Annotated in this window: 20 protein-coding genes; 13 read left to right on the plus strand and 7 right to left on the minus strand. The window is 60.6% G+C overall.

Annotated elements, in window-relative coordinates; all coding sequences use genetic code 11:
- The first annotated feature begins 117 nt into the window (after window positions 1-117).
- Both carA and ISN39_RS11245 read left to right on the plus strand, forming a co-directional pair.
- Window positions 118-1,323 (plus strand): glutamine-hydrolyzing carbamoyl-phosphate synthase small subunit, encoded by a 1,206-nt coding sequence (gene carA / locus ISN39_RS11240; RefSeq protein ID WP_194730160.1) that lies wholly within the window; start codon window positions 118-120, stop codon window positions 1,321-1,323.
- 125 nt (window positions 1,324-1,448) lie between these two features.
- Window positions 1,449-1,769, plus strand: coding sequence for an antibiotic biosynthesis monooxygenase (locus ISN39_RS11245; protein ID WP_194727552.1), 321 nt, complete (start codon window positions 1,449-1,451; stop codon window positions 1,767-1,769).
- Between the two features lie 16 nt (window positions 1,770-1,785).
- On the opposite strand, the gene ISN39_RS11250 is transcribed toward ISN39_RS11245, so the two are convergent.
- From ISN39_RS11250 to ISN39_RS11260, 3 genes are all read right to left on the minus strand, one after another.
- Complete coding sequence (locus ISN39_RS11250) at window positions 1,786-3,189, minus strand: MATE family efflux transporter (RefSeq protein ID WP_074070328.1); 1,404 nt, start codon at window positions 3,187-3,189, stop codon at window positions 1,786-1,788.
- Between the two features lie 145 nt (window positions 3,190-3,334).
- Window positions 3,335-4,582, minus strand: coding sequence for a TCR/Tet family MFS transporter (locus ISN39_RS11255; RefSeq protein WP_194727553.1), 1,248 nt, complete (start codon window positions 4,580-4,582; stop codon window positions 3,335-3,337).
- Between the two features lie 413 nt (window positions 4,583-4,995).
- Window positions 4,996-5,292: a LysR family transcriptional regulator gene (locus ISN39_RS11260; protein WP_246763187.1), complete on the minus strand. Its 297-nt coding sequence runs from the start codon at window positions 5,290-5,292 to the stop codon at window positions 4,996-4,998.
- A 116-nt stretch (window positions 5,293-5,408) separates the two neighbouring features.
- Here ISN39_RS11260 and ISN39_RS11265 point away from each other — a divergent pair, with 116 nt between their 5' ends.
- Window positions 5,409-6,404 (plus strand): aldo/keto reductase, encoded by a 996-nt coding sequence (locus ISN39_RS11265; protein ID WP_194727554.1) that lies wholly within the window; start codon window positions 5,409-5,411, stop codon window positions 6,402-6,404.
- 80 nt (window positions 6,405-6,484) lie between these two features.
- Here ISN39_RS11265 and ISN39_RS11270 read toward each other — a convergent pair whose 3' ends face one another.
- On the minus strand, window positions 6,485-7,417 hold the full coding sequence (locus tag ISN39_RS11270) for a neutral zinc metallopeptidase (RefSeq protein ID WP_074069010.1): 933 nt from the start codon (window positions 7,415-7,417) through the stop codon (window positions 6,485-6,487).
- A 511-nt stretch (window positions 7,418-7,928) separates the two neighbouring features.
- On the opposite strand from ISN39_RS11270, the gene ISN39_RS11275 reads away from it, so the two are divergent.
- From ISN39_RS11275 to ISN39_RS11295, 5 genes are all read left to right on the plus strand, one after another.
- Complete coding sequence (locus tag ISN39_RS11275) at window positions 7,929-8,954, plus strand: zinc-dependent alcohol dehydrogenase family protein (protein WP_194730161.1); 1,026 nt, start codon at window positions 7,929-7,931, stop codon at window positions 8,952-8,954.
- Window positions 8,955-9,126: 172 nt separating this feature from the next.
- Window positions 9,127-12,612, plus strand: coding sequence for a carbamoyl-phosphate synthase large subunit (carB, locus tag ISN39_RS11280; protein WP_194727555.1), 3,486 nt, complete (start codon window positions 9,127-9,129; stop codon window positions 12,610-12,612).
- Between the two features lie 73 nt (window positions 12,613-12,685).
- Entirely contained in the window at window positions 12,686-13,903 is a 1,218-nt protein-coding gene (locus ISN39_RS11285; RefSeq protein WP_194727556.1) for a DUF2235 domain-containing protein, read from the plus strand.
- 252 nt (window positions 13,904-14,155) lie between these two features.
- On the plus strand, window positions 14,156-14,632 hold the full coding sequence (gene greA, locus ISN39_RS11290; protein WP_194727557.1) for a transcription elongation factor GreA: 477 nt from the start codon (window positions 14,156-14,158) through the stop codon (window positions 14,630-14,632).
- A 39-nt stretch (window positions 14,633-14,671) separates the two neighbouring features.
- Window positions 14,672-15,712, plus strand: a complete 1,041-nt coding sequence (locus ISN39_RS11295) for a glycosyltransferase family 4 protein (RefSeq protein WP_194730162.1) — start codon at window positions 14,672-14,674, stop codon at window positions 15,710-15,712.
- A gap of 293 nt (window positions 15,713-16,005) precedes the next feature.
- Here ISN39_RS11295 and ISN39_RS36270 read toward each other — a convergent pair whose 3' ends face one another.
- Together ISN39_RS36270 and ISN39_RS11305 are read right to left on the minus strand one after the other, a co-directional pair.
- Window positions 16,006-16,203 (minus strand): hypothetical protein, encoded by a 198-nt coding sequence (locus tag ISN39_RS36270; protein WP_237361691.1) that lies wholly within the window; start codon window positions 16,201-16,203, stop codon window positions 16,006-16,008.
- Between the two features lie 150 nt (window positions 16,204-16,353).
- A complete protein-coding gene (locus tag ISN39_RS11305) occupies window positions 16,354-16,824 on the minus strand; it encodes an Lrp/AsnC family transcriptional regulator (RefSeq protein WP_022714252.1) in 471 nt (156 codons plus the stop codon).
- Between the two features lie 780 nt (window positions 16,825-17,604).
- Here ISN39_RS11305 and trxB point away from each other — a divergent pair.
- The 5 genes from trxB to ISN39_RS11330 all read left to right on the plus strand — a co-directional run bounded on the left by trxB (window position 17,605) and on the right by ISN39_RS11330 (window position 22,445).
- A complete protein-coding gene (gene trxB, locus ISN39_RS11310; protein WP_194727558.1) occupies window positions 17,605-18,579 on the plus strand; it encodes a thioredoxin-disulfide reductase in 975 nt (324 codons plus the stop codon).
- Window positions 18,580-18,602: 23 nt separating this feature from the next.
- Entirely contained in the window at window positions 18,603-19,499 is an 897-nt protein-coding gene (locus ISN39_RS11315) for a LysR family transcriptional regulator VtlR (RefSeq protein WP_039845452.1), read from the plus strand.
- A 545-nt stretch (window positions 19,500-20,044) separates the two neighbouring features.
- Window positions 20,045-20,338: a metalloregulator ArsR/SmtB family transcription factor gene (locus tag ISN39_RS11320; protein ID WP_194727559.1), complete on the plus strand. Its 294-nt coding sequence runs from the start codon at window positions 20,045-20,047 to the stop codon at window positions 20,336-20,338.
- Window positions 20,339-20,443: 105 nt separating this feature from the next.
- A complete protein-coding gene (locus ISN39_RS11325; RefSeq protein WP_194727560.1) occupies window positions 20,444-21,568 on the plus strand; it encodes an alkene reductase in 1,125 nt (374 codons plus the stop codon).
- Between the two features lie 73 nt (window positions 21,569-21,641).
- Window positions 21,642-22,445 carry an aminoglycoside phosphotransferase family protein gene (locus ISN39_RS11330; protein ID WP_074069017.1) on the plus strand — a complete coding sequence of 268 codons (804 nt, stop codon included), beginning with the start codon at window positions 21,642-21,644 and terminating at the stop codon, window positions 22,443-22,445.
- Between the two features lie 127 nt (window positions 22,446-22,572).
- On the opposite strand, the gene ISN39_RS11335 is transcribed toward ISN39_RS11330, so the two are convergent.
- Window positions 22,573-22,857, minus strand: a complete 285-nt coding sequence (locus tag ISN39_RS11335; protein ID WP_022714246.1) for a DUF2188 domain-containing protein — start codon at window positions 22,855-22,857, stop codon at window positions 22,573-22,575.
- Window positions 22,858-22,867: the final 10 nt, after the last annotated feature.

The following is a 22,867-nucleotide window of genomic DNA, read 5'->3' on the forward strand; positions in this document are numbered from 1 at the left end:
CCAAAATTCGTGATCAGGCCTGAGATGCGCTGCGAGAAGCTGCGCCCATACCCTTGCGAACACAAATGGCAGTCTGACGGCCCCAAGACGTCAGGACCTGCCGGAAACGGGATGAAGATGACCGCGACAGCACCCTGGACAACCGAAAAGCCGACCGCCCTGCTCGTTCTGGCAGATGGAACCGTGATCGAAGGCAAGGGGATCGGCGCCACCGGCAAGGTCCAGGCCGAAGTGGTCTTCAACACGGCGCTGACCGGCTACGAGGAAATCCTGACCGACCCCTCCTATCTCGGCCAGATCGTCACCTTCACCTTCCCGCATATCGGCAATATCGGCACAAACGACGAAGACATCGAAGACCTGACGCCGGCAGCGCGCCACGGCGCGGTCGGCGTCATCTTCAAGGCCGACATCACCGAGCCCTCCAACTACCGAGCCGCAAAGCATCTCGATGCCTGGCTGAAGTCCCGCGGCGTCATCGGCCTCTGCGGCATCGACACCCGCGCGCTCACCGCCTGGATCCGCGAGAACGGCGCACCGAATGCGGTGATTGCTCATGACCCGAACGGCGTCTTCGACCTTGAAACCCTAAAGGCGGAAGCCAAGGCCTGGAGTGGCCTCGAGGGCCTCGATCTCGCCAAGATCGCCTCCTCCGGCCAGTCGTCGCAATGGGCGCAGACGCCTTGGATCTGGAACGAAGGCTACGCAGAACTCGGCGCCGACAAGGCGAAATACCATGTCGTCTGCCTCGATTACGGCGTGAAGCGCAACATCCTGCGCCTCTTTGCAGGCCTCGACTGCAAGGTCACGGTCGTTCCGGCAACGACCAGCGCCGAGGACGTGCTTGCCATGCAGCCGGACGGCATCTTTTTGTCGAACGGCCCGGGCGATCCGGCGGCAACCGGCGAATATGCCGTGCCGGTGATCCGGAAGCTGATCAAGACGGACATCCCGGTCTTCGGCATCTGCCTCGGCCACCAGATGCTGGGCCTCGCGCTCGGCGCAAAGACCGAAAAGATGCACCAGGGCCATCATGGCGCCAACCATCCAGTGAAAGACCATACGACCGGCAAGGTCGAGATCGTCTCGATGAACCACGGCTTTGCGGTCGACACGAAGTCGCTACCGGAAGGCGTTGAGGAGACTCACGTTTCCCTCTTCGACGGCACCAATTGCGGCCTGCGCGTCGCCGGCAAGCAGATCTTCTCCGTCCAGCACCATCCGGAAGCCTCTCCCGGCCCGCAGGACAGCCATTACCTCTTCCGCCGCTTCATCAACATGGTGCGCGGGAAGAAAGGCGAAGCAGCGCTCGCCGAGCGTTGAGACGCAGTGGTCAGCCGAACGAAAGCCCGCCTGCCGCGGGCTTTTTCTTTTACCTGGCGCTTGACCTCAACTTAACTTGAGGAACTAGACCGGTTGCCGTGACATCGACAACCAAGGAGATGGTGATGAACGGCGCTTTTTATCGCGTGGACAAGTTTGCTGTGCCGGAGGAGGCACGCGAGGAGTTTCTGATCAATGTGTTGAAGACGCACGAGGTACTGCAGGCCCAGGAAGGCTTCATCCGGCACACGGTACTGGAGCAGGTTTCGGGGCCGGGCGAATTCAATTTCGTGACGATTGCCGAATGGGAAAGCGCCGAGATCGTCGAGCGGGTAAAGGCCGCCGTCCAGGCGGCGCACCGGGCGCGAAACTTCGATCCGCAGGCGCTTTTCACGCGGCTCGGCATTCGCGCCGACATCGCCAATTACAAGCCGGTTGCAGCTTGACGATTAAATGGCCGGTTCAGGCGCCGGCCATTTTCCCCTCGTGACGCACGAGAATGTAGAAACGTGCGCAGAGCATGACCGCGGCAGCCGCAAGGCCGACGAGAAAACCGAACCAGATGCCGACGCCGCCGAAGCCCATTGGGAAAGCGAAGAACCAGGCAAGGAAGAATCCGATCGGCCAGTAGGCAATCAGCGCCATGATCATCGGCACACGCGCATCCTTGAGGCCGCGCAGCAAACCATTGGCAACCGCCTGCATGCCGTCGACGAGCTGGAAGAGACCGGCAACGACGATGAGCGGACCGGCGTAAGCCAGCACCTGCGGCGCTTCCGGCGAACTGACGTCCAGGAACAAGCTGCCGAGGAATTCGGGCATGATGGCAAAAAGCACGCCACCGATACCGGAGATCGCCGCCGCGATGATCAGTACCGCGATCGAGGCGCGAACCAGAGCGGAATGGTCCCCCTGCCCGTGCGCAATGCCGACGCGGACAGTTGCGGCCTGCGAGAGGCCGAGTGGGATCATGAAGGCAATCGACGCCCATTGGAGCGCAATGCCATGTGCCGCAAGCTCGATCGTGCCGATGTAACCCATCAGCAGCGAGGCAACTGTAAAGAGGCTGACTTCCGCAAGAATAGTCACGCTGATCGGCAGACCGAGACGAACGACGTCCCAAAGCGCGTGCCAATCAGGCCGCCAGAAACGCACCAGGATCTCGTAACGCCGCGTCTCCTCCCTCATCTGCACATAGGCGAGGATGAAGAAAAAGCCCGCAGTCTGCACTGCGACCGAGACGATCGCAGCGCCCTGAAGGCCCATTGCCGGAAAGCCGAAATGACCGAGGACGAGGGCGTAGGCGAAGATCGCGTTCATCACCAGCATGGCGATGGTGACATTGAGGACGACGGCAGCCTTGCCGATCGCGCTGACGAGCGCGCGCACAACATTGTAAAGCAGCCCCGGCAGCACGCCGAAATGGCCGATCAGGATATAGCCGTGCGCAAGCTTTGCCACTTCCGGCTTCTGGCCAGCGGCGAGCAATATCTCCTCGGCATAGAAGAAGGCCGGCTGCATGACGAGCCAATAGACGGTGACCATCCAAAGGCCCATGCGCATCGAGCGACGAACGGTGACGACATCGCCCCGGCCGTAAGCCTGCGCGACCATCGGGATAACCGCGATGGCAAAGCCCGAACCGAAAATCAGGATCGTGAACAGAAACTGCGCCGACAGCACCATGGCAGCCAGGTTCTCGGCGCCGAGGCGGCCGACGATCATCACGTCCGTCGTGTTGATGCCAAGCTGGGCAAGCTGGGCGCCGATGAACGGAATGCCGAGCGCTAGCGTAGCGCGGAAATGCGCACCCCAGTGATTGTCGGTTTGCGGCGCAAGCCTGTGCACGTCGATCGGCGCGTCCATCAGAGCCATTCCTGTTTGGTTGAATCACTTCGGGCCGCATTTCGCGGCAAAGTAATACCGGGCCTTAGATCAAAGGCCCGCAAAGAGCCACCCTAAAAGGGGCAGATGATGAAAAATTCATCACATCATCACGAATTCTGATAGCTCATTGCGCCGGCGCCTCCAAGGCTTCCGAAGGTTTCGGTGTCCGGACCTTCGCGAGGAACACCAGGGCCGCCGACAGAATAAAGAAGGCGGCGAGCAGGTAGGGAGCACCGGCAAAGGTCACCGGAGCATCCGGCCCGGTGAAATAGCCGAACATCTGCGTGAAGATCAGCGGGCCGGCGATCGTCGTAATGCTGCTGAGGCTGGTCAGCGCTCCCTGCAATTCGCCCTGCGCGGATGGCGGCACCTTGCCGGCGGCGATGCTGCGAAGCGGCGGATCGGCGACGTTTTCCATCACGGTCAGAATAATGACCGTGTAGACGACCCAGCCCTCCCAGGCGAAAGCATAACCCGTCAGACCGACGGCAGAGAAACAAAGGCCGACGATGGCGGTCTTCCACTCACCGAGCACCGGCACGATCTTTGGCAGCACAAGCCCCATGACGATCGCAGCGCCGATGCCGTAGATGCCGAGCGAAAGGCCGATCTGGCCTTCGCTCCAGCCGTAGCGATAGGTCGAGACGAAGGACCAGACGGACGGATAAACGGCGTGTGCCAGCCAGAAGAGGAACATGACGGCGCCGACCCAACCAATGCCGGGATAATTGCGCATCTGCTTCAACGCGCCCAGCGGATTGGCTCGCTTCCATTCGAAAGTGCGCCGATGCTTGGCGTCCAGCGTTTCCGGCAACAGGAAATAGGCCGCAGCGAAATTGAGGAAGGAAAGCGCCGCTGCGCCGAAGAATGGAACACGCGGGCCGAATTCGCCGAGTAAACCGCCAATGACCGGACCAATGGTGAAGCCGACGCCGAAGGCGATGCCGATCAGGCCGAAATTCTTTGCGCGGTTCCCGTCATTGCTGATGTCGGCGATATAGGCAGAACACGTCGCATAGCTGCCGCCGCTGAAGCCTGCGAGCGCCCGGCCGACAAAAAGCATCCAGAAGCTGGTGGCGACCGCGCAGATCAGATTGTCGATCGCGAAGGTCAACACGGAGAGAAGCAAGATCGGACGGCGGCCGAAACGGTCACTGAGATTGCCAAGCAGCGGCGAGAACAAAAACAGCATGCCGGCGTAGACGACCAGCAGCCAGCCGCCGTCGAGTGCGGCATCGCTAATGGTTCCGCCGGTAAGTTCCTCAAGATAGGCGGGCAGCACCGGCATGATGATCGCAATGCCGATCACGTCCAAAAACAGGATCAGGAAAACGAGGAAGAGGCCGCGGCGAACGAATTTGGGATCAAGCATGGAACATCTCTCAACAGCGGATTGCTTTCTGGAAAGACGATCTCGTCGCCGGGGTTGTTACATAGCTCAACGAGAAAAATGAAACAATACGTGAACATTTCAAAGTTTTTGATCAAGCCGCCAGTGAAATTGATCGGCGGGCGGAACAAACGGGGACTCTAAGCGGGCCGCCGCTACTCCTTCACGAAATCGACGAAGGCGCGCAGTGCAGGCGGCATGTGCCTGTGGCTGGCATAATTGAGGAAGGTCCGGAGAATTCGGTGACTCACTCCTGAAGGATCGGGCAGATCGGCGCGAGTTCGCTACCTGCAATGGTTGGAGCGAGCCCTTCCTCGAAGGAACCGATGAGACCGGCGAACGCAGAACCACCTCCATCTCGATGACGTTGGCCACCAGCGGCCCGGACGGCGAGATCACCAGCGTTTCGCCGTCGCTCTCGAACTCCCAGTCGAGACGTGCGCCGCTTTGACCGAGTGCCGAAACAATCGCCAAGCGCCGACACGAGGCGCTCCTGGCCTTTCGCCTGCTTGGGTCGGCGTCATGCTGCGGGTCGTGGCGGTTGAGGAAACGCACGCCGAGCCGCTGTTCGAGCTACGGAGAGATGCGCTAAGCGAAGATGGCGACACACCGCGTTTGCGGGCTGCCGTGCGAAAGTTCCGTTCCCTTGCAATGGCGGCAAAGGCAGCCAGATCACTGAGAGGCAAAGTCATCCATTGTGCGTAGCTCCGTACAGGTTGGTCGATATTATACGGGTTATCGCACAAATTCAGGCCGGGTACAACACGTCTGAGGATGCCGCTAGGTTATCGAAAAAAGGGAAAAAGAGATGCACACCTATCGTTTGGCAAAGACCGGGCCCGAAGTTTCCGCCATCGGCCTCGGTTGCATGGGTATGTCGGGCATGTATGGCCCTTCGGATCGCGAAGAGGGCATCGCCACCATCCATGCCGCGCTGGATGCCGGCGTCAACCTGCTGGATACGGGAGATTTCTACGGCATGGGCCATAACGAGATGCTGATCGGCGAAGCGCTGAAGGGCCGCAAACGCGAGAATGTCGTGATCAGCGTCAAGACCGGAGCGCTCCGCGATCCGCAGGGCACGTGGCTCGGCTACGATTGCCGGCCGGCGGCGCTCAAGAACTTCGTCGCCTACTCGCTGCAGCGTCTCGGTGTCGACTACATCGACATCTACCGCCCTGCCCGCCTCGACCCGAACGTGCCGATCGAAGAGACCGTCGGCGCGATCGCCGACATGATCAAGGCCGGTTATGTCCGGCATGTCGGCCTTTCCGAAGTCGGCGCCGACACGATCCGCAGGGCGGCGGCCGTTCATCCGATCGTCGATGTTCAGATCGAATATTCACTGATTTCCCGCGGCATCGAAGATGCAATTCTGCCCACCTGCCGCGAACTCGGCATCTCGATCACCGCTTACGGCGTGCTCTCGCGCGGCTTGATCAGCGGCCACTGGCAGAAGGGCCAGGAATCGGGCAAAGGCGATTTTCGCGGCTACAGCCCCCGTTTCCAGGAAGGTAATGTCGACCAGAATCTGGCGCTCGTCGAAGAACTCCGCAAGATCGCCGAGGCAAAGCGGGTTTCAGTCGCCCAGATCGCAATCGCCTGGGTTGCCGCACAGGGCAAGGACATTATCCCGCTCGTCGGCGCCCGCCGCCGCGACCGGCTGACGGAAGCGCTCGGCTCAAGAGCCGTCGAGCTTTCTGCAGATGATATGGGCACCATCGAACGCGCCGTGCCGAAGGATGCGGCGGCAGGTGCGCGCTACCCGGATGCGCAATTGCAGCATATGGACAGCGAAAAATAGGGCCATAAGCTCCTGCTGGCAGCGCCCTCCCCAGCCCCCTCCCTGTCAAAATGAGGAGAGGGTGAGCAAAAGATGCTTGCTCAAACCGGGCCGGAGAACGTATCGCAGGCGGCGAGCTGGCCGCTGTCGAAGCCTCGCTTGAACCAGCGCATGCGCTGGTCCGACGTGCCGTGATTGAAGCTTTCCGGCACGACATAGCCCTGGCTGCGCTTCTGCAGCGTGTCGTCGCCGATCTGCTGAGCGGCGTTCAGCGCCTCTTCAAGGTCTCCGGCATCGAGCATGCCTTTCTGCTCGGTATATTTCCCCCAGATGCCTGCAAAGCAATCGGCCTGCAGCTCGACACGCACCGACATCTTGTTGGCCTCGGCTTCGCTCATGCGCTGGCGCGCCTCGTTGAACTTCGGCAGGATGCCGAGCAGGTTCTGGACGTGGTGGCCGACTTCATGGGCGACGACGTAGGCTTCGGCGAAGTCGCCGGAGGCGCCAAATTTTCTCTCGAGCTCCTGGAAGAACGCGGTGTCGAGATAGACCTTGTGATCGCCGGGGCAATAGAACGGTCCGCTGGCGGCGGATGCGAAACCGCAGGCCGATCGCGTAGCCTCCGCAAAGAGCACCAGTGTTGGCTCCTCATAATCCCTGCCCTGAGCCTGGAAGATGCCCTGCCAGGTGTCCTCGGTTTCGGCCAGCACGGTACGCATGAATGCGGTCATCTCGTCATCGGCGGGCGTGCTAGTGCCTTCCGATTGGCTCTGCTCGTAGCCGGAGCCGCCCGTCATGCCGCCATCCAACACCTGCATCAGGTCGATGCCCATCGCCTTGAAGATCAGATAGATGACAACGAGGAAGATGATCGTGCCGATCGAAAGCCCGCCGCCCCTGCGTCCCACACCGCCGCCGGTTGGAAAGCTGAAGCCGCCGTTGCGGCCGAACGGATTACGGCCGAACCCGCCACCTGTCGCATCACCGCGGCGATCCTCGACATTGTCCGACTGGCGGCGCCCCTTCCATTCCATCTGAACTCTCCCCTGGCGATGCGCAGGCATGCGCTCTAAGGCAATTATATATCCGGCGAGGGCGTGAAGGCCAGCAGGTTTCAGGCAAAGGGCTTTAGACGCGGACAAAGCGCAAGAATGGCACCGATCGTCGCGAGCACAATGCCGGCCATGGCAAAAGCCGTATCGTTCCGGCTGAAGATCATTTCATTCATGATCCGCCCCGGCACCAGAGTGAACAGACCGGTGCAAGATCGCTACGCCGAAGACGTGGCGCCTCGGCCGCGAACTCGTGTTCCTTGCGCTTTACCGATGCGCTGAAGGAGACGGATGCCACGGCCGATGCCCCTTGTCGAGCGCTTGAAGCGGGACAACGGAAGCTCCTTATCCTGACGCGCGAGGCCTTCGAAATCAGATCAGCCGTGGCTATGCGGCTGAGGTGCGGCGTCGCTTCGGATGAAGAAAATGCACCAAATGCTTGACGTGACTCCCGCTTTCGCCCTCACTGAAGGAGAGGATGCGGGAGGACATGATGAAAGCTGTACGCCTGGAAGCGACGGGGCGGCTTGCCGTGAGCCGAATGGAAAAGCCGGTGCCAGGCCCTGGCGAAATGCTGGTGAAGGTCGAAGCGTGCGGCATCTGCGGCACTGACCGCCATCTCTTCTTGGGTGAATTTCCGTCGAAGCCACCGGTGATACTCGGGCACGAATTTGTCGGCATCATCGAAACCGTTGGGCAAGGCGTGACCGCCTTTCGCCCCGGCATGCGGGTGACCGGCGACCCGAACATCGCCTGCGGACGCTGCCCGGAGTGCCAGCGCGGACGTGTCAATCTCTGCCGGAACCTGCAGGCGATCGGCATTCATCGGGATGGCGGTTTTGCCGAATATGTCTGCATGCCGGAGCAACAGGCGTTCGAACTGCCTCAGTCGCTGGCGCCGCTGCATGGCGCCTTTTGTGAACCCCTCGCCTGCTGTCTGCACGGCGTCGATCTGGCAAAGATCAGGGCCGGCGCATCCGTGGCCGTGCTCGGCGGTGGCGTGATCGGACTGCTGGTCGTGCAGCTTGCGCGGCTCGCCGGTGCAACGCGCGTCGTGCTGGTGACGCGCAACGCCGATAAACGGCGGCTTGCCGAAGACCTTGGCGCGACGGCAACGGCCGACCCCTCATCAGGCGACGTCGCCGATCTGGTGACGGCTGACCACGGCCTTCTGCCGGGCGGTGCCGATGTGGTGATCGAATGCGCCGGCGTTGCGGAGACCATGGAACAGGCTCCTCTCCTCGCCCGCCGCGGCGGCACCGTCGTGATCCTCGGTGTCATGCCGCAAGGCGCCAGGATTTCCATGCAGCCCTTCGATCTGCTGTTTCGCGAGATCAAGCTGGTGAACTCGTTTCTGAACCCCTTCACCCACGGCCGCGCTGCGGACCTGATCGCCTCGGGCGTCATCAAGGTCGAGCCTCTCATCTCCCGCCGGATCGGGCTTGATGACGCGCCGGAAGCGATCGCCAATCCGGCACGCAACGGCGAGATACGCGTCATTGTGGTACCCGGCCCGTAAACGGCATTTCAGGAGTTTTCGGATTCCTGTCGATTCCGCGATTTATGGGGTTCCGTTTGCAAATACATTTGCCTATAAGCCGCTTCTAGCCTGAAAAGACCCCTCGTGCGCGACCGACCCGGTGCCTCCCACCCTGGCCGGCTTTTTGCGCAGCTAGAAACGGATATCGTCCATGCCGAAGCGCCAAGACATCAAATCGATCCTCATCATCGGCGCGGGACCGATCGTCATTGGCCAGGCTTGCGAATTCGACTATTCCGGCACCCAGGCCTGCAAGGCGCTGAAGGAGGAAGGCTACAGGGTCATCCTTGTCAACTCCAACCCGGCGACAATCATGACCGACCCGGGTCTTGCGGACGCGACCTATGTCGAGCCGATCACCCCGGAAGTCGTCGCCAAGATCATCGCCAAGGAGCGGCCGGATGCGCTGCTGCCGACCATGGGCGGCCAGACGGCGCTGAACACGGCTCTTTCGCTAAAGCGCATGGGTGTGCTCGACCGATACAATGTCGAGATGATCGGCGCCAAGCCGGCGGCGATCGACATGGCGGAAGACCGCGCCCTCTTCCGTGAAGCCATGGCCCGCATCGGGCTGGAAACGCCGCGCTCGATGCTGGCGAACGCCACAGACATCAAGGACGCCGACCGCAAGATGCACGAGGCCGAGCGCACAAAGCTGCGCGAAAGCCTCTCCGGCGCCGCGCTCGACACTGCGCTGGACGATCTGGAAAACCAGTGGAACCTGGGCGAGAGCGACCGCAAGCAGCGCTATTTGAACCACGCAATGGCGATCGCCGCTCAGGCACTCGATGACGTCGGCCTGCCGGCCATCATCCGCCCGTCCTTCACCCTCGGCGGCACCGGCGGCGGCATTGCCTACAACCGTTCGGAATTTTTCGACATCGTCGGCGGCGGCCTCGATGCTTCGCCCACGACCGAAGTGCTGATCGAGGAGTCGGTCCTCGGCTGGAAGGAATATGAAATGGAAGTCGTCCGCGACAAGGCGGACAATTGCATCATCATCTGCTCGATCGAAAACATTGATCCGATGGGCGTCCACACCGGCGACTCGATCACCGTCGCTCCGGCGCTGACGCTGACCGACAAGGAATATCAGATCATGCGCAACGCCTCGATTGCGGTGCTGCGCGAGATCGGCGTCGAGACTGGCGGCTCAAACGTCCAGTTCGCCGTCAATCCGAAGGACGGCCGCCTCGTGGTCATCGAGATGAACCCGCGCGTTTCGCGCTCTTCGGCGCTCGCCTCCAAGGCAACCGGTTTCCCGATCGCCAAGGTCGCGGCGAAACTCGCGATCGGCTACACGCTGGACGAACTGGAAAACGACATCACCGGTGGCGCCACACCCGCCTCCTTCGAACCGTCGATCGATTATGTCGTCACCAAGATTCCGCGCTTTGCCTTCGAGAAGTTCCCGGGCGCCTCGCCGATCTTGACGACGGCGATGAAGTCCGTCGGCGAAGTCATGGCGATCGGCCGTACCTTCGCCGAATCGCTGCAGAAGGCGCTCCGCGGCCTCGAAACGGGCCTGACTGGCCTTGATGAAATCGAAATTCCAGACGTCGAGGAAGGCGAGTCCAGCCAGAACGCCATCCGTGCCGCGATCGGCACGCCGACGCCCGATCGCCTGCGTATGGTTGCCCAGGCGCTGCGCCAGGGCATGAGCGAGGCCGAGGTTCACGAGGGCTCCAAGATCGACCCGTGGTTCATCGCCCAGTTCAAGGCAATCGTCGACATGGAGGCCCGTATCCGCGAGCATGGCCTACCGAGCGACGCCGTAAACCTGCGCATGCTGAAGGCCATGGGCTTTTCGGACGCGCGCCTCGCGACGCTGACGAACAAGCGTCCGAAAGAAGTGGCGGAACTTCGCAACAGCCTGAATGTCCGCCCGGTTTTCAAGCGCATCGACACCTGCGCGGCCGAATTCGCCTCGCCGACTGCCTATATGTATTCGACTTACGAAACGCCCTTCGTCGGCGCCGCCCGCTCCGAGGCGCAGGTCTCCGACCGCAAGAAGGTCGTCATCCTCGGCGGCGGTCCGAACCGAATCGGCCAGGGTATCGAGTTCGATTACTGTTGCTGCCACGCCGCCTTCGCATTGAAGGATGCCGGCTACGAAGCGATCATGATCAACTGCAACCCGGAAACGGTCTCGACCGACTACGACACCTCCGACCGCCTCTATTTCGAGCCCCTAACGGCCGAAGACGTGATCGAAATCCTGCGCGCCGAGCAGGAAAAGGGTGAGGTCGTCGGCGTCATCGTCCAGTTCGGCGGTCAGACGCCGCTGAAGCTTGCCGAAGCGCTGGAAAAGAACGGCATCCCGATCCTCGGCACCGCGCCGGATGCGATCGACCTTGCCGAAGACCGCGACCGCTTCCAGAAGCTCCTGATGAAGCTCGACCTCAACCAGCCGAACAACGGCATTGCCTATTCCGTCGAGCAGGCCCGCCTCGTCGCCGCCGAAATCGGCTTCCCGCTGGTGGTACGCCCCTCCTACGTTCTCGGCGGCCGCGCCATGCAGATCATCCACTCGGAATCGATGCTGCAGACCTATCTGCTCGACACCGTTCCGGAACTGGTTCCGGAAGACATCAAGCAGCGCTATCCGAACGACAAGACCGGCCAGATCAACACGCTGCTCGGCAAGAACCCGCTGCTTTTCGACAGCTACCTGACGAACGCCATCGAGGTCGACGTCGACTGCCTCTCCGACGGCGATGACGTCTACGTCGCGGGCATCATGGAGCACATCGAAGAGGCCGGCATCCATTCCGGCGACTCGGCCTGCTCGTTGCCGCCGCGCTCGCTGTCGGGGGACTTGCTCGACGAGCTCGAGCGCCAGGCAAAGGCCATGGCCAAGGCGCTGAATGTCGGCGGTCTGATGAACGTGCAGTTCGCTATCAAGGACAGCACCGTCTACGTACTCGAAGTCAATCCGCGCGCCTCGCGCACCGTGCCATTCGTGGCAAAGACCATCGGCGCGCCGATTGCCAAGATCGCCGCCCGCGTCATGGCCGGCGAGAAGCTGGATGCGGCCTTCGCCGCCTACGGCCAAAAGCCCGATCCGCGCGCCCTGAAGCACATCGCCGTCAAGGAGGCCGTCTTCCCCTTCGCGCGCTTCCCGGGCGTCGATACGCTGCTTGGGCCTGAAATGCGCTCGACCGGGGAGGTCATCGGCCTCGACACCGATTTCGCCCTTGCCTTCGCCAAGTCGCAGCTCGGCGCCGGCGTTGAACTGCCGCGTGACGGGACGGTCTTCGTCTCTGTTCGCGACCACGACAAGCCGCGCGTGCTGCCTGCGATCCGTGTTCTTGTAGGCGAAGGTTTCAAGGTACTCGCCACCGGCGGCACGCAACGCTTCTTGGCTGAAAACGGCATCCAAGCGACGAAGATCAACAAGGTGCTCGAAGGCCGTCCGCACATCGAGGATGCGATCCGCAACCGCCAGGTCCAACTTGTCATCAACACGACGGACGGCAACAAGGCGATCTCCGATTCGAAGTCGCTCCGCCGCGCGACACTGATGCAGAAGGTGCCGTATTACACGACCATGGCCGGGGCCGAAGCAGCCGCCCAGGCGATCAAGGCGCTGAAGGCCGGCAACCTCGAGGTTCGCCCGCTGCAGAGCTATTTCTGAGCATTAGACGACCGGAAGTTGCCGTAAAACCTCCCGGATGTTACCGTTGCGGCGGTACATCCGGAGCGGTTGATTGGCAAAGAACATCGTCATTCTGTTCGATGGCACATCGAACGAGATTTCGGCCGACCGGACCAATATTGTCAGACTGTTCGGCACCTTGAAACGCTCGGATGAGCAGATCGTCTACTACGATCCAGGCGTCGGCACGTTCGGCGCGGCCAATGCCTGGTCGAGACTGCTTCGCAAATCCTATGAGGTTTTCGGGCTCGCGACGGGCTGGGGCCTCGACCAGAACGTCAAGGAAGCCTACCGCTTCCTGGTCGAAAACTACGATCGCGGCCCGCCCGACGCCGCTCGGCGGCATTCCGACCGCGACCGCATCTACATCTTCGGCTTCAGCCGTGGCGCCTATTCGGCGCGGGTGCTAGCGGGTTTCATCCATGCCTTCGGTCTTACAAGCCGGCATCATCTCAACCTGCTCGATTATGCCTACAGGACCTACAAGGGAATTTCCGCGCACGAAGAGAAAGCCGGCGGCGCTGCAGAGAATGGTGGCGAGGATCCGTCCTCTGCTTTCGCCGCCATGCGTCTCTACGAACGCATGCTCAGAAACGACCGCCCGCCGATCAAGCTGCTTGGTCTTTTCGATACGGTGACCTCAGTGATCGAAACGGGGAAATGGTTTCCGCAGTTCAAGACCCATCCTTTCACCCGCAAGAACCCGAGCGTCGAATGGGTACGGCACGCAGTCGCCATAGATGAACGGCGGACCATGTTCCAGCCAGAGCTCTGGGAGCGGGACCAGGAATATTGGGGCCGCCCGTTCCGGCCGAGGGCACCGGTGGCGAAGCAGAATTTCCGGGAAGTATGGTTCACCGGCGTCCACGGCGATATCGGCGGCGGCTATCCGGAAGCGCAAAGCGGGGCAGTCAAGATTCCCCTCGCCTGGATGATCCAGGAAACGCAGCCGGCCGGGCTCCTCTACCGCACCCGCATCGTCAACGACATCGTGCTCGGAAAAGGCGGGAAGAGGTATGTGCCGCTGGACGCCACTGCTCCATTCCATGATTCCATGACCGCCGGATGGAAAATCCTCGAATACATTCCGCGGCGCGTGCCGGAAAATTCCTGGCGCAAGCACGGCAACCGCAATGCGATCTATTTCCCGTTGAGCGACCTGCGCTTCATTCGGGACGATGCGCTGATCCATATCTCGGTCAAGGAACGGATGAATGCCAGCCCCTACAATCCGCCGAATCTGCCTGCAGATCCTGACTTCGTTTCTTAACGGCTTGAATCACTCTCTGCGATCAGTTGTCCAAGCGCTTGATCCGACTCACATCTTCACCAACGCGATCGGCGTGCTGCAAGGAGACAGTTAGCCGGGCGCGCCACATTACGAATTTTATGGAAATCGGCGGCAACGATCTGCTATAAGCGGGCGATTAGGATTATTGCACGGTTCCGAAGTCCCCTTCGGGACCTGTTTTCTTTTGTGTCGCTGCCTGACTATAGGACACGAAGATCAAAGGACAGGAAAATGGTTGATAAGGTTCCGATGACACAGGGTGGTTTCGTCAAGCTGCAGGAAGAGCTGCGCTGGCGTCAGCAGGAGGAGCGCCCGCGCATCATCGAAGCGATCGCCGAAGCCCGTTCCCATGGCGATCTTTCCGAAAACGCCGAATATCACGCAGCCAAGGAAGCGCAGAGCCACAACGAGGGCCGCATCAGCGAGCTCGAAGACCTGACGGCGCGCGCCGAAGTGATCGACCTTGCGAAGATGTCCGGCGACAAGATCAAGTTCGGCGCCAAGGTCAAACTCGTCGACGAGGACACCGAGGAAGAAAAGACCTACCAGATCGTCGGCGATCAGGAAGCCGACGTAAAAGCCGGCCGCATTTCCATCTCCTCCCCGATCGCCCGCGCGCTGATCGGCAAGGTAGTCGGCGATTCCATCGAGGTCATCGCACCGGGCGGCTCGAAAGCCTACGAAGTCCTGTCGATCTCCTGGGGTTGATTGCCTGTGGCGGAAACGGTCGAGCCGGCCGCGATCGATATTGCTGACGTCGAAATCATCGCACCGAACTTCAAACAGCGCCTGTCCGGCGTCACGTCGACGATCGTTCAGCTGATCCCCCTCCAGGTCAGACTCGGCATCAAGATTGCGACGCTCGGCCCCGGCTTACCGAAAGACCTACCGAAGCTGACGTGGAGACAGCTTCTTGGCGCATGGCGTCCGTCAGCCGGACGCCGGCAGCGCGTATGGCATGCACGCCGCAACAACGAGATGGCCGCTGGTATCGTGCTGCGGCACGTGTTGCGCATGCCGCTGAAGCTGCTTTTTACGTCGGCCGCCCAGCGCCGCCATACCGCCTACACGCGCTGGCTTATCCGCCGGATGGACGCGGTCGTCGCGACCAATGCCCGATCCGGTTCTTTCCTCCAGGTGCCGCATACTGTGATCCGCCACGGCGTCGATCTGGAACTTTTCCATCCACCCCAGACCGCCGAGGACACCATAGAGGCCACCGGCCTGCCCGGCAGGTATCTCGTCGGCTGCTTCGGCCGCATCCGGCATCAGAAAGGCACCGACCTTTTCGTTCGGTCGATGATCGATCTGCTGCCGCAACATCCGGATTGGACGGCGGTGATCTCCGGCCGGGTAACGGCAGAGCATGGAGCTTTCGCCGACAAGCTGAAGGCCGATATCGCCGCCGCCGGCCTTGCCGATCGGATCGTCTTTCTGGGCGAAGTGCCAGACATCAAGGTCTGGTATCGCCGCCTAACCCTATATGTTGCCCCTTCCCGAAATGAAGGTTTCGGGCTGACGCCTCTCGAAGCTATGGCCTCGAAGACTGCGGTTGTGGCATCGGACGCCGGAGCCTATGCCGAAATGATCGAGGACGGGACGAACGGAAGCGTCGTTCCGGCCGGCGATGGCGAAGCTCTCACGAAGGCAATCGCCCCCTATCTCGCCGATCCACAAAGGACGCTCGCCCGTGGCGAGATTGCGCTCGCGCATGTGCGGGCGAATTTTGCGCTGGAAGGCGAAGCGAGGGCGTTGAAGGCCGTCTATGAGGATCTTCTACGGCAGTAGCGGTCAATTCTATCGATTACGGCTTGCGCTTGAAACGTTCGAGATAGGCACTGGCGACCGCATCTTCCGAGAACCGCTTATCAGCGTCGCGTTGCCGCCCGCCGCCAGCTTGGCGGCGAGGACAGGATCATTGAATCAGCCGCTCGATCGCCTTCGCGAAACCATCGACATCGCCGATTTCGGCAAAGAGACCGTTCGCGCAGCTCGGCCCCTCCGATCGGCTCGAGACCACCGGCTGTGCTGCGCCCAGCTTCGAGGATAGCCTTGCCGAGCAGCTCATGGTTCGACAGGCATCACGAAGATGTCGACGTCGGCCGCGAAAGCCGCGCATCCTTCTGCCAGCCAAGGAAGCGGACACGATCGACAATGCCGAGATCGGCCGCAACCTTCTCGACATTCTTTCGCTCCTCGCCGTCCACGCCCGGCAGCTTGGCAATGGCAGGCGTCAGCAAAGCGAACTCCTTGCGCGGAACAAAGCGACCCATGGACATGACGACAGGTGCATCTTCCGGTGTCTTCAGCGCGGGCCCGATCGACCGGCGCGAGGCGCTCCCGTATTCGTGAAATTGGAAGTGACCTCGACGCCGCGCGTCCAGCCCAGTTCCTCTCTCGACAATCGGAGATACCGCGCGCCAGTATGTCTAAATATCTACCAGAGAGACATCCTTTACCTGTCGGATGGTCAACATCGTCCGCACGGTATCCACATTCTCCGTGGCCGTGAGCTCTTCGATCACGAAATCCTGAAAGCCCGCGAGGTTCTCAGCGACGCACTGCAAGAGAAAATCGGATTCGCCCGACACCATCCAGGCCTCTCGCACGAGCGGCCAATTGGCTGTCTGCTTCGCAAATGCCTTCAGATTGGCATCCGACTGGTGTTTCAGGCCGACCATACAGAAGGCCACCAGATCATAACCGAGCGCCGGCGCATTCAAAAGCGCCCGATAGCCACGGATGAAGCCGGATTCTTCCAGCTTACGCACCCGCCTGAGACACGGCGGCGCCGATATACCGACCCGCTCGGCAAGTTCGACATTCGTCATCCGGCCATCATTCTGGAGCTCGCGCAGAATCTTCATATCTATTGCATCAAGTTCGACGCGCATCACCATGGTAGAGCTTCCTGTTTCTTTTCGATCGGCCGTTTGCAGGCCGCTTCCTATTATTGCCCGCGACAACTTCAAACGCCGCGCTTCGCTGCCAAAGTATATTCAGTTGAGGTTCGAACTTGCCCTTGACGAGGGCATGCACGCCTGTGATGAAGCCTTGGATAGGTGCAAACCACACAGTATCTTAGCACCCGCGCCAATCCATACATCGTCCTAGTTAAGCGTCTACCGAACCGCCTTGCTTTATAATCGTGTTGCTGCCGAGATGCAGTGACCTCGGCAACAGCAAGCCTCTAGCGAGGCAATAGCGCGAAAGCGGCCCTATATGCACCTCGATCCTTAAGGCTTCTTCATCTGATCCGATGCCCAAATCTGGGATGTTGAGCCGCGCTCGACTGATTGGCCGGGAGAAGAATAGGTCAGAGATCCATCGTAGACAAAATCGATACCGCCTTTCGTCAGACACTGTTTTCAATATCTCTTGGTACTCGCTCGCGGATCCTTCAACGGAAATGGTGATCGGCGCTTGCCCATTGCTGGCTCTCTGTTGTAGCGGTGTCGATGAAATGGTCGATAACAGCATCAGCCAGCGAAAACGAGGGCGTCGGGGTCGAACCAACAAAAACATCTGCGGATAGCCCATGATAATAACGCAAGCACTTGTGCGTATTCCATGCTGTCCCCTTGAAAGGTAGCTTGGTTCATCCCTAGACTATACAAAAGCGTTTATTACGATATCTCGCACGGCTTCGACAGGATGCCTGCCACCAAAGGATCCGGACCATGACTGCCCGACACACTAAAGTTCTCATCATCGGCTCCGGTCCCGCGGGCTATACGGCCGCAGTCTATGCGGCACGCGCAATGCTGAAGCCGGTGCTGATCGCCGGGATGGAGCAAGGCGGGCAGTTGATGATCACGACGGACGTCGAGAACTATCCGGGCTTTGCCGATCCGATCCAGGGCCCGTGGCTGATGGACCAGATGCTGCAGCAGGCCAAGCATGTCGGCGCAGAGATCGTCAGCGACATCGTCACCGAGGTCGAGATGAACCAGCGGCCCTTCGTAGCCCGCACCGACAGCGGCCAGGTCTGGACCGCCGATACACTGATCATCGCGACCGGCGCCAAGGCAAAATGGCTCGGCATCGAAAGCGAACAGCATTTCCAGGGCTTTGGCATTTCAGCCTGCGCCACCTGCGATGGCTTCTTCTATCGCAACAAGGACGTCATCGTCGTTGGCGGCGGCAACAGCGCCGTCGAGGAAGCCCTTTATCTTTCCAACATCGCGAAGTCGGTGACGGTCGTGCATCGCCGCGATGCGTTCCGCGCCGAAAAGATCCTGCAGGAGCGCCTCTTCTCGAAGGAGAATGTGACGGTTCTCTGGAACACCGAAGTCGCCGAAATCACCGGCACGCCGGCGAAACCGCCGATGCCGCCTTCCGTTACCGGCGCGCGCTTGCGCGATACCCGCACCGGCGCCATCAGCGACGTTTCGGTCGATGGCGTCTTCGTGGCGATCGGCCATGCGCCGGCAACCGAACTTTTCAAGGGCAAGCTCAAGCTCAAGGACAACGGCTATCTCTGGACCGCTCCGGATTCGACTGCAACCAGCATAGAGGGTATCTATGCTGCGGGTGACGTGACGGACGATACCTTCCGGCAGGCGGTCACCGCCGCCGGCCTGGGATGCATGGCCGCCCTCGAAGCCGAGCGTTATCTCACGGGCCACATGCCCGTCGCCGTGGCCGCGGAGTAAGATCGGCTATGAGGGGTGGGGGGATGCCATTGGATTGGGACAAGCTGCGTATTTTTCACGCGGCTGCCGAGGCCGGATCGTTCACGCATGCGGCCGACAAGCTGCATCTCTCCCAATCCGCGATCAGCCGCCAGGTGAGCGCGCTGGAGCAGGACGTCGGCACCAAACTCTTCCACCGCCATGCCCGCGGCCTGATTCTGACGGAACAGGGCGAACTGCTCTATCGCACCGCCCATGATGTGCTGCTGAAGCTCGAGACGGTGAAGATGCAGCTCACGGAAACGACGGAAACGCCCAGCGGCAAGCTGCGGGTGACCACCACCGTCGGCCTCGGACAGGGCTGGCTGACGGACAAGATCCAGGAGTTCATGCAGCTCTATCCGGACGTCCAGATCCAGCTCATTCTCGACAACGAGGAACTGGACGTGAACATGCGTCACGCAGATTGCGCCATCCGCCTGCGCCAACCGCAGCAGTCCGATCTCATTCAGCGCAAGCTCTTCACCGTGCATATGCACGTCTATGCCGCTCCCTCCTATATTAACCGCTACGGCGAGCCTCAGTCGGTCGAGGATCTGGACAATCACCGCATCATCACCTTCGGCGAGCCCGCCCCCAGCTATCTGCTGGACGTAAACTGGCTGGAGATTGCCGGCCGCTCTTCGGACAACAAGCGGATTCCGCATCTGCAGATCAACAGCCAGACCTCGATCAAGCGCGCCTGCCTGCTTGGCATCGGCGTCGCCTGCATGCCGGATTACATCGTCGGACGCGATCCGGGCCTCATCCAGCTAGCGATCAACGCCGACGTGCCCTCGTTCGACACCTATTTCTGCTATCCGGACGAAATCAAGAATGCCGCAAAGCTGAAGGCATTCCGCGATTTTATCGTCAGCAAGGCGAGAAACTGGAACTTCTGATTCCCGTTTTTGTTCACTAAAATGCAGACCATGCAACCAACGCATGACTGGCATGCACAAAAGAGGGTTGCCGTTTGCTCAATTAAACACCATATCGCACTCAGCTGATGCACACGGTGGCTTTTCCTCCCAGTTCCACCGCATTAGCTGTTCCCCTCTGGAGGTTTTTGACCTTCACACCTTAAAGGGCCCCGAACTTTCGGCGGCCCTCTTTTTTTGCCCAGAATCGCTGCATCGCAACATAATTTGTGCAGCGCATGGCAGGCATGCATAATAATGCATTGAAAGCTGCCCAAGAAAGCACCATATCGCACATAGCTGATGCACTTCGGTGGCTTCTCTCCCAGTGCCACCGCATTAGCTGTTCCCCTCTGGAGGTTTTTTGACCTTCACACCTTAAGGGCCCCGAGCTTTCGGTGGCCCTTTTTTTTGCTTAAAATTTAGGCGTTCATCAAAACCGAACAGCTCACGTGCTCGTGATTTGCATATCGAAAAACGACGATCCATATATCGAAAGAATTCGTTTTATAGTTCGGCACGAGACGATGGATAGAGATGAAGTCCTGAAAGCGCTTTCCCATCCGATGCGGGTGGAAATCCTCAATTGGCTGAAAGATCCGAAGGAGCACTTCTCCTCCCAGGAGCACCCTTTGGAAATGGGTGTCTGTGCCAGCCAGTTCGAGCGCTGCGGCCTTTCGCAATCGACCGTATCCGCTCATCTCGCAACATTGAGCCGCGCCGGCCTCGTCACGACCAGGCGCGTCGGCCAATGGGTTTTCTACAAGCGCAACGAAGAAACGATCGCTGCCTTCCTCAAGCAACTAAGCCAGGATCTGTGACAGCCTGATCGGCCTCGTCGCCACCGCACTTGCCTATCTCTCCGCCGGGTCGAGTTGCCCCGCCATGGCGGAGTGATCCTCCCGCCAGAACAGGAAAGGACTTCCATGAACAAGCTTCTCGAACCCGCGCAGATTGGCGACATTGCCGTCAGGAATCGCATCGTCATGGCACCGCTGACCCGCAACCGCTCGCCCGGCGCGATCCCGAACGATCTGAACGTCGAATATTATCGCCAGCGTGCCACAGCCGGTCTCATCATCACCGAGGCAACGGCCATCACACACCAGGGCCAAGGTTACGCCGACGTTCCCGGCCTCTACAAGAAGGAAGCCCTCGATGGCTGGAAGCGCGTGACGGATGCCGTGCATGCAGGCGGCGGCAAAATCGTCGTGCAGATGTGGCATGTCGGTCGCATATCGCACACCACGCTGCAGCCGAACGGCGGCAAACCTGTCTCCTCAACCAATAAAGTCGCGACGGCGAAGACCTATCTGGTCAACGCCGATGGCACCGGCAGCTTCGCGGAGACCTCCGAGCCGCGTGCGCTCGAGACGTCTGAAATTCCCGGCATCATCGAGGATTATCGCAAGGCAGCGCGCGCTGCGATCGACGCAGGCTTCGACGGCGTCGAAATCCACGGCGCAAACGGCTACCTGCTCGACCAATTCCTGCGCGATGGTATCAACGACCGCACCGACCAGTATGGCGGCTCGATCGAAAACCGCGCTCGCTTCACCTTCGAGGTGGTCGATGCCGTGACCCGGGAAATCGGTGCCGGCCGCACGGCGATCCGTATTTCGCCGGTCACACCCTCGGGCGAAAGCTATGATTCGGATCCGCAGGCGCTTTTCACCTATGTCGTCGAAGGCCTCGCCAGATATGACCTCGCCTATGTCCACGTTGTCGAGGGCCAGACGGGCGGCGAGCGCGACTACACGCAAGGGACAAATCCACCCTTCGACTACAAGGATCTGCGCCAGGCTTATGAAAAGGCGGGCGGGCATGCAAACTGGATGGTCAACAACGGCTACGACCGTCAGATGGCAATCGATGCCGTCGAAAGCGGCCGCGCCGACCTGGTCGCCTTCGGCAAGCCCTTCATCGCCAATCCGGATCTGGTCGAACGCCTGCAGAAGAACTTGCCGCTGAACACGCCGGACCAGGCCACCTTCTATGGCGGCGGGGCAAAGGGCTACATCGACTATCCACTGCTCGAAAAGGTCGCCTGACCTTCAGACGTGCCGGACGAAATCCCGCCTTGCGCGGGATTTCTTTTTCAACTCCTGCCGTTAGAATGCGGCCATGTTCGAATCCCATCTCGACCGCTGGTCGCTGGCGCCCGACGGCGAACCGATCATCACCCATTCCAGTCACCTCCTGCCCGTCCTTTGGAACGGCAAACCGGCAATGCTCAAGAAGTCTCGTGACGAGGCCGAAAGGGCCGGCGGTGCGTTGATGCACTGGTGGGACGGCGCCGGTGCCGCCAAGGTCTATGCTCATGATGACGAAGCTGTTCTGCTCGAACGGGCGACGGGCGGTCGCTCGCTGCTGAAGATGGCGATGGATGGCGAAGACGATGAGGCAAGCCGGATCATCTGCCGCACCGTCGAAAGACTGCACGCACCGCGGCAAAAGCCCCTGCCCGGCCTCATTCCGCTGCGCCGCTGGTTCCGGGAACTGGCGCCTGCAGCGAGAGCTTATGGCGGCATTCTTCCCGAATGCGGTGCTATCGCCGAGGCGCTGCTTTGCGATCCGCGCGATCCGGTCGTGCTGCACGGCGACATTCACCACAGCAACATTCTCGATTTCGAAGAAGACGGGTGGCTTGCGATCGACCCGAAGGGCCTGATCGGCGAACGCGGCTTCGACTATGCCAATACTTTCGCCAATGAAGACCTTCCGGCCATCAGCGTGCCGGGGCGCCTCCAGCGCCAGCTCCGGATCGTTTGTGCCGAAACCGGCATGGAGCCCAGACGCCTGCTGCAATGGATTGCTGCCTATTCCGGCCTGTCGGCGGCTTGGTTCCTCGGCGACAATATGAATACGTCGGCAGAGAGCCCGCTTGCCGTCGCGCGCATCGCTCTGGCGGAGTTGCGGCAAGCCTAGCGGCTTCCTTCAATAAAGGTCAGAGGATGGTTTCTTCATGCGGCAGATCGTGCCACGCGCAAGAGCCTGCGCTTGAATGCCGCGGAAAAGCGGCTTCATCAACATGGTCGTCGAACGGGCGCTCGGCTCAGGCACGCGGAGAGACATCGGCGGAACCGCCACCCTTCCATTTGGTATCGACGACTTCCGTCTCCGGCCGGTCGCCGCCTTCGGCATATTCCTCATGCCATTTGCCTTTCTCGTCCTGCCAGCTGATCTCGGCGGAATCGCCGCCGACCTGCTGTTCGGCCGCGACGATGCGGGCTGCCTCCAGCGCTTCGGCATGCGACGGGAATGCTTCGGAATAGACTTCTCCCAGCCGGTAGGCCCAGCCGCCGTCATGGGGAACGACCTCGTAAACCACCTTGATCATGCACCTCTCC

Origin of the sequence: Rhizobium sp. 007, assembly GCF_015353075.1 — a bacterium.
Classification (GTDB): Bacteria; Pseudomonadota; Alphaproteobacteria; order Rhizobiales; family Rhizobiaceae; genus Rhizobium.